Origin of the sequence: Mycobacterium sp., from assembly GCF_049278535.1 — a bacterium.
Taxonomy (GTDB): Bacteria; Actinomycetota; Actinomycetes; order Mycobacteriales; family Mycobacteriaceae; genus Mycobacterium.
The window spans coordinates 1-5,973 of sequence record NZ_JBAPMI010000068.1; the positions used below are offsets into that span (position 1 = coordinate 1).

The window sequence follows — 5,973 nt, forward strand, 5'->3', positions numbered from 1 at the left end:
GCCACGTAGTTGCTCCACGGCCCGCCGGCGAAGGTTAGACCACCGGTCACGGTCAGCGGCCGTGCCGGGTCGTCGATCGGCAGCCCGAGTTCGGTCGCGGCAACCTGCACTGCGGATGGAAAACAGGAGTACAGATCGACGTGGTCCATGTCGTCGATGCCCAGGCCGGCCAGCTCCAGCGCCCGCGCACCGCCGATGCGGATCGCCGGCGACCGGTGCAGTTCGTCGCGCTCACTGATCGCGTAGGTGTCGTGCGCGTCGGTGCCCGCATACGGATACACCCAACGATCGGAATGGATGCCCAGGCGGGTCGCCGCCTCCACCGAGGTCAGGATCAACGCGGCGGACTGGTCGACCATGTTGTTGGAGTTCATCAGCTTTGTGTACGGCCAGCTGACCATCCGATTCTTTGGTCCATCCTGCCAAATATCTTCGGCTGCAACAGGTTTACGAATCCAGGCATTTGAATTGCGCACCGCCACCTCGTTGAACCGGGCCCACAATCCGCCGATGCGTTTGCGGTGCTCGTCGACCGGCTCGCCCGTGCTGATCCGCAACGCCTGCTCGAACATCGGATAGATGTAAGCCGGCCGGTCCAGGCCGATGCGATCTTCGGCCGCGCCGGCCATCGGCACGTTCTCGTCGCTGCCTTCCGGCAGCGGAATCGAGTCGTCCTGCTCGGTATGGCCGAGCCGTTGGCCGTTGGCACGGAACTGTGTTCTGGTGCGCCACATCTCCGCGCCGGCCACCAATACGACGTTCGCGCGCCCTTGTTGGATGTCCACGCAGACCCGGTTGACCAACGTCTGCGGCAAGTTGCCGCCGATACCGCTGTAGCGCGTGGTGAAACTGTGGGCGCCGATCCGTTGGCCGAGCAGCAGCGCGGGGTCGCGGTAATGAACCGACAACAGGTTGACCACCCGGAGGGAGTCGACGGCCTCGAGCACCCGCGCATCGGCGGCTTCGCGCGCGGCCGACGCCATCAAATCGACCGGCTCCGGGGTGCTCTCGGGCGCGACTGCCTCGCGGTAGTTCACCTGGCCATAGCCGACCAGCACCGGTGTTCTGGGGTTGACGGGCATCAAAGAACCTTCCGGGTTGTCGCCGGGCGAGTGCTAGGCGGTGTCTGTGGATGCGAACAGCACGCGAGCGCTGATCAGTCGCTCGGTTTCTTCACTGCTCATCCCGAGGATCTTCTGGCAGATTTCACGGGTGTCCTGACCGGGCAGGGGCGCCGGCCGTTGCGGCGCTGACGGGATATGCCGAAACGGCGCCGGGCCGGTCTCGGCCGGCAGCGAATGGTCGAACAGCGGATGCGCCATGTCGCTGAACAGCTTTCGCTCGCGCAGCTGCGGGTCTTCGAGGACATCGGGCGGGCGGTTCATCTGACCGGCCGGGACGCCGATCGACTGCAACGCCTCGGCGACCTGTGACGGGGCCCGGCCGCGGGTCCACGCCGACACCTGCTCGAGCAGCTCAGCCCGGTGCGCCAGTCGTGCCTCGCCGGTTGCGAACCGAGCATCCTCGGCTAGCTCAGGCCGTCCGAAAACCGCACTGGCCGAAACCCAGTCGGCGTCGGTGCGGATCGAGACGACACACCATTCGTCATCGCCCGCGCACGGGAAAACCTCATGAACGCTCGCGTCGTCGTCCAACACGGCGTGGCCATCGGCACGCGCCGCGTCGGTGACATACCGGGCATCGAGTTGATTGACGACCGCCTCGGCTTGCGAGACATGCACGCGGGCCCCGGCACCGGTCCGATCGCGATGGATCAGCGCGGCCAGCGCCCCGATCGCCGTGATCCGCCCCACCACGTGGTCCGGGAAAACCGTTGTGGCGTCGTAGAACCGGTGTCGGGAGTCGTCGGCTTGATCCGGTTGGGGATGTTGATCTGTCCACAGCTTGCTTACGCCGGCGGTGGCGCGGACCAGCGGGCCGTACCCCATCCGGTTGCTCCACGGCCCGTTGTCGCCGAAGGCACTGCTTTCGGCCAGTACCACGCGCTGATTCAGCGCGTGCAGAGTGTCGTACGGAAAGCCAAGGGCGGCAAGTGTTCCGGGTTTGAAGTTGGCAAAGACCGCGTCAGCGTCCGCGACCAGCCGACTGAATACCTGCTTGCCGGCGTCGTCGCGAAGATCGACACCGAACGCCAGATTGTTGCGATGTGTCCAGGCGAATGACTCACTCATCGCCTCGCCAATCCGAGCCTGCCGCAATCCGTCCGGATAGTCCGCGCTTTCGACCTTGATGACTTCGGCACCCAGATCACCGAACAGCCGGCTGAGCTCGCCACCGGCGACGATGATGCCGAGGTCGATGATGCGCAGCCCGTCGAACGGACGCGGGCCGGACTTGCCGGGCGCTGCAATCGTTGCCGGCTCGGCGAGCCAGCCAGCGTGGTCGTGACCGGCGGAGGGGGCGGGCGTGCGAAAACCAACGTGACGGCCGTCGACGGCGTAGTAACCGGTCGGAATGACGCTCCGCACGCCAGGGAGCAACTCGGTGTCGGCGACGGCGCCGACCGCCTGCAAATGGTCGGACGCCAATATCTGCGTGGGATTCAGTACGGCAGAGATCGGTACGCCGTGCGACTGGCCGGCCGAAACCAGGTCTTTCATCGTCTGCCCGGCGAACAGACGCTGCACCAGCAGGCCGATCTGCGGCCAGGCCGCGAACCGCGCGGCGATCACTTCGAACTTGGGATCCTGAAAATCCTCGGGCTCCCCCAGCCAGTGCCGCAGTCCGCGCCACTGTCGTGGCGACATCACACACAACCGCACGAAGCCGTCCTGACACGGGTAGATCGGGTAGGCGTCCTGGTTTCTCGGGCGTCCGCGCCACTGATCCGGCCGGCGGATGCCCGCAGCGGCCTGGCCGTGCGCTCCGAACGCGGGGTCAAGCGCCATCACAACAGCGTCTAACCGGGAAAAGTCAATGTAATCGCCTGTCCCACAACGTAACCGGTTGTAGTACGCGACCAGCGCGGCCCATGCCGCCAGAACAGCGGCCGTCGCCGAGGCGATACCGTCCGGCGGTGATACCGGCGTGCCGGTGGTGGGACCGGACCGCGACAACGACCCCGACAGTGCGTAGAGCACCGGATCGGTTGCCCGCCACGAAGCCCGCGGCCCGGTCCTGCCGAAGTCGGTCACCGACATGGCCACCAGCGCAGGGAAGCGATCGGCCAGGTCTTCACACGAGGTCCCGTACGCCGCGGCCTGACCGGGGATTCCGCTGTCGACCACAATGTCAGCGCCGCCGGCCAACTCAATCAACCGCTCGCGGTCTTGTGGGTCAGATGGATCGAGCACCGTGCTGCGCTTGTTCGCGTTGTGCAGTGCGAACCGCACGCCGGTACCGCACAGCGTCGGCCGCTTGCTGCGGGACGGACTGCCGCCCGGTGGCTCCACCTTCAGGACGTCGGCGCCCAAGTCGGCCAGCAGCCGGGTCACCGCGTCACCGCTGTCGTCGCAAAGGTCGAGTACCCGCAGCGACGCCAATAGCCCTTCGTTATTGGGCACCTCAGCGTCGTCGGGCACCAGGCCAGCGTAGTTGGCAGGTGTCAACTCGGGTCGCCTGCCTCGGTCCCGCCGGTAGCCTGGTGAGATGTCCGGCGACCAGAGCGCTGCGGTGCAACCGCACCCCGTGCTCGCGCAGCTCTCGGCGTTGCACCACTTCCGCGTCCAGGTCGACGTCGCAGTCGTCGTGGTGGTGCTGGCGTTGGCGAACCTCGTGGCGCACTTCACCACGCCATGGGCAGGTGTCGTGACGGTCCCGGCTGTGGCGATCGCACTGGTCGCCTGGTTGCGAATCAATGGCCTGGGCTGGGCCGAACTCGGGCTGGGGCGCGATCACTGGAGATCCGGTGCCGCGTACGCGGTCGGCGCCGTGGCGCTGGTCGTCTCGGTGATCGCGGTCGGCGCTCTGCTGCCCTGGACACGTCCGATGTTCATGAACAACCGCTACGCCACGGTCTCCGGTGCGCTGGTCGCCTCGATGCTCGTCATTCCGCTGCAAACGGTCATTCCAGAGGAGCTGGCATTCCGTGGCGTACTGCACGGCGCGTTGAACCGGGCGTGGGGGTTCCGCGGTGTCGCGGTCGCCGGTTCGCTGTTTTTCGGACTGTGGCACGTCGCCACGTCGCTGGGTCTGACGAGTAGCAATGTCGGCTTCACCCGGCTGTTCGGCGGCGGAGTCGTCGGCATGCTGGCCGGCGTGGTGCTGGCGGTGGTTGCAACCGCGGCCGCCGGTTTCGTGTTCAGCTGGCTCCGGCGACGCAGCGGCAGTCTGCTCGCACCGATCGCGTTGCATTGGTCGCTGAACGGGGCGGGTGCGCTGGCTGCCGCGCTGGTGTGGCACCTGTCCGGCTGATCCGTTGCTAGACCAGTAGGACCGCCGCCCCGGCGATGCGGCCGGCGCTGAGATCCGACAGCGCCCGATTCGCTTGATCCAGTGGATATTCCGGGGTGGTGACGGTGACGTGGTGTTCGCCGACGAAGTCGAGGAAGGCGCGCGCGTCGGTGCGGGTGTTAGACGTGACCGAGCGAATCTGGCGTTCCTGGAACAGATGGCGCTGGTAGTTCAGTGCGGGTATGTCGCTGAGGTGGATTCCGGCGATCGCCAGCGTCCCGCCGCGATCGAGCGCCTCCAACGCCGGTAGCACCAGATCGCCGACCGGCGCGAACAGGATCGCGGCGTCGAGACTTACCGGCGGCGGATCGTCGGCTCCTTGAGCCGACGCCGCACCCAACGCCACAGCCAGTTCTTGGGCCGCCAAGCCGCGCGTCATCACATGCACCTCGGCACCCTGGGCCAGCGCGACCTGCGCGGTGAGGTGCGCGCTGCCGCCAAACCCGTACAGCCCCAGCCGACCACCGGGCGGAAGCGCCGCGCGCTGCAGCGCCCGGTAGCCGATAATGCCGGCGCACAGCAGCGGCGCCAGCTCACTGTCGCTGTATCCGCTCGGCAGACGATGGGCGAAAGCCGCAGGGACTGTTGCGAATTCAGCGTAGCCTCCGTCGGCGTCCCAACCGGTGTATCGGGAATTCGGACACAAGTTCTCGTCGCCGCGGCGGCAGTATGTGCAAACGCCGCAGGTATGTCGTAGCCAGGCGATCCCAACCCGGTCGCCGACGCTGAACTCGTCACCCGCGTCGGCGCCAACCTCGAGCACCTCGCCGACCACCTCGTGCCCCGGTGTCACATTCGCGCGGTGCACGGGAAGGTCGCCTTCGGTGACGTGCAGATCGGTGCGGCACACCCCGCAGGCGCGCACGGCGACCAGAAGTTCGGACGGGCTGGGCCGTGGCACCGGTGTGCTGACATATTCCAGCGGTTCGGTGCTCATCGGACCGGGCCTGCGCACCTGCCACGCATTCATGGTCTCGCGAGACGTCGAGGTCATCGATACAGCACGTCGCTAATCGCTACGGCCGCAACGGGTTAGCGCCGGTTAGGACCTTCGCACCATGCCGACGATCCACAGCAGAATCACCGAGCCGAGCAGCGCGGTCAAGAAGGTGAAGATGAGACCGCCACCCGCTGTGTTGACGAAGAAGCTCAAGATGAAGCCGCCGATCAACGCTCCGACGACGCCAATCACGATGTCCACCAGGATTCCCGACCCGCCGCCCTTGACGATTTTGCTGCCGATCCAGCCGGCCAGACCGCCGATGATGATGTAGCCGATCAGACCGACGCTCGTAGTCGTTGTCGAGCGCGCCAGGATTTCAGTAGCTGCCATGACATCCATTGGGATCTCCTTGCTGTCGCGGTAACCCGCTGCGGGACCGTTGCGCTGATCAGTTCAGCGTAATCAGGTGAACGGATCGTCGGACACGTTCACGATGAACCTTTCTCAACCCGTGACCAGGGCCGAGAGGGGCCCGCAGAGCAGCGCCGAGCAAGGCTAGGTAGACACCGTGCCCGGAGCAGGCGGCGCGGCGTTGCCGCCGGCGGGCTGTCCGGGTG

At 66.5% G+C, this 5,973-nt stretch carries 5 protein-coding genes; 1 reads left to right on the plus strand and 4 read right to left on the minus strand.

The window, feature by feature from the left end:
* Both WAO18_RS03820 and WAO18_RS03825 read right to left on the minus strand, forming a co-directional pair.
* Positions 1-1,082 (minus strand): thiolase C-terminal domain-containing protein (locus tag WAO18_RS03820; protein ID WP_422204029.1); only part of this gene is annotated, 1,082 nt, incomplete at its 3' end.
* A 33-nt stretch (positions 1,083-1,115) separates the two neighbouring features.
* Positions 1,116-3,542, minus strand: coding sequence for a CoA transferase (locus tag WAO18_RS03825; RefSeq protein ID WP_422204031.1), 2,427 nt, complete (start codon positions 3,540-3,542; stop codon positions 1,116-1,118).
* Between the two features lie 67 nt (positions 3,543-3,609).
* On the opposite strand from WAO18_RS03825, the gene WAO18_RS03830 reads away from it, so the two are divergent.
* Positions 3,610-4,374, plus strand: coding sequence for a CPBP family intramembrane glutamic endopeptidase (locus tag WAO18_RS03830; RefSeq protein WP_422204032.1), 765 nt, complete (start codon positions 3,610-3,612; stop codon positions 4,372-4,374).
* Between the two features lie 7 nt (positions 4,375-4,381).
* Here WAO18_RS03830 and WAO18_RS03835 read toward each other — a convergent pair whose 3' ends face one another.
* Together WAO18_RS03835 and WAO18_RS03840 are read right to left on the minus strand one after the other, a co-directional pair.
* Positions 4,382-5,407, minus strand: coding sequence for a zinc-binding alcohol dehydrogenase family protein (locus tag WAO18_RS03835; protein WP_422204034.1), 1,026 nt, complete (start codon positions 5,405-5,407; stop codon positions 4,382-4,384).
* A 48-nt stretch (positions 5,408-5,455) separates the two neighbouring features.
* On the minus strand, positions 5,456-5,755 hold the full coding sequence (locus tag WAO18_RS03840; protein ID WP_422204035.1) for a GlsB/YeaQ/YmgE family stress response membrane protein: 300 nt from the start codon (positions 5,753-5,755) through the stop codon (positions 5,456-5,458).
* Between the last annotated feature and the right edge of the window lie 218 nt (positions 5,756-5,973).

What these genes read in the sequence shown, in the direction of transcription:
- WAO18_RS03830 (WP_422204032.1), top strand. Translation starts at nt 3,610, where the DNA reads ATGTCCGGCGACCAGAGCGCTGCGGTGCAACCGCACCCCGTGCTCGCG.
- WAO18_RS03835 (WP_422204034.1), bottom strand. Translation starts at nt 5,407, where the DNA reads ATGACCTCGACGTCTCGCGAGACCATGAATGCGTGGCAGGTGCGCAGG.
- WAO18_RS03840 (WP_422204035.1), bottom strand. Translation starts at nt 5,755, where the DNA reads ATGGATGTCATGGCAGCTACTGAAATCCTGGCGCGCTCGACAACGACT.